The following is a 990-nucleotide window of genomic DNA, read 5'->3' as shown; positions in this document are numbered from 1 at the left end:
GCGCTGGCGTCCAGAAATTATGAGCGGATTAAAGAAAAATGCATCGCACTTGGCGATGGATGATATCCGTGATTCGATTGCAGAACTGCGCTACTACCGTGAATATTTTTTCATTAAAAACTAAGTTGCATGTTGCAATAACTCCGCAATACGTATCACCGTAGCTTAATTTTGGGCTGCGGTTTTTTATTGTCGCGGGTGGGGTCAAAGTCTTACGAATATATTCATATTGTTACAAAAAGTAGGATGGAACCAATTGGTTTTACAGGGTTTTGTTTTACTATAGAGTTGTATTCCCAGTGAATTATAACAAAGAGATCAAGATGCAAAGTAATAATCCTATATTAACCCGCGTTGAAACATATAGTGATTTTCAGCAGCCGATGACTGTAGCGGGCGCAGTACAAAAATCGGTGGGTCTGACCTTGGTGGCTGCCATTACTGGTTTAGCGTTGTTCTTTTATTGCGCTTTTACCGCTAATGCAGGAATGGCTTACGCTGCAATGCTGGTGGGTGCAATTGGTGGCCTGATTTTAGGCCTGATTGCGACGTTTAAAGCGCATACAGCACCAAAGCTGGCGGTTCCATATGCACTATTTGAAGGTGCATTTTTAGGTGGTATTTCCTTTATTTTTCAGGCCAAATTTCCGGGTGCGCCGTTACAAGCGCTACTTGCTACATTTGTCACTACCTTGGTGATGTTCGGCTTGTATCGCTTCCAGATTATCCGTGCAACCGAGAAGTTTAAGTCGGTGGTGCTTTCTGCAACTATTGCGATTGCCATTGTGTTTGTCGTGCAAATGGTCATGAGTTTGGCTTTTGCATCTAGTGTACCTTATATTTTTGAAAGCAATTGGTTGGGCATTGGCTTTGCGGCATTTGTGGCTGTGATTGCCTCATTGAATCTGATTTTGGATTTTGACCTGATCGAATCTGCTGCAGCACAACGATACCACCGCAGCCGGCAAAGTACCGGTGGCCCCGACGCAA

Annotated in this window: 1 protein-coding gene and 1 pseudogene; both read left to right on the top strand. The window is 43.8% G+C overall.

What is annotated here, in order from left to right; all coding sequences use genetic code 11:
• Positions 1 to 124 (top strand): annotated as a pseudogene (locus QMM04_RS22715) (oligoribonuclease); the annotation flags it as partial.
• Between the two features lie 199 nt (positions 125 to 323).
• On the top strand, positions 324 to 990 hold a 667-nt coding region (locus tag QMM04_RS22710; protein WP_282997134.1), incomplete at its 3' end, for a Bax inhibitor-1/YccA family protein.

Source organism: Pantoea sp. Pa-EAmG (assembly GCF_030024295.1).
Lineage (GTDB): Bacteria > Pseudomonadota > Gammaproteobacteria > Enterobacterales > Enterobacteriaceae > Pantoea > Pantoea dispersa.
This window is presented reverse-complemented; position numbering and strand designations above follow the sequence as displayed.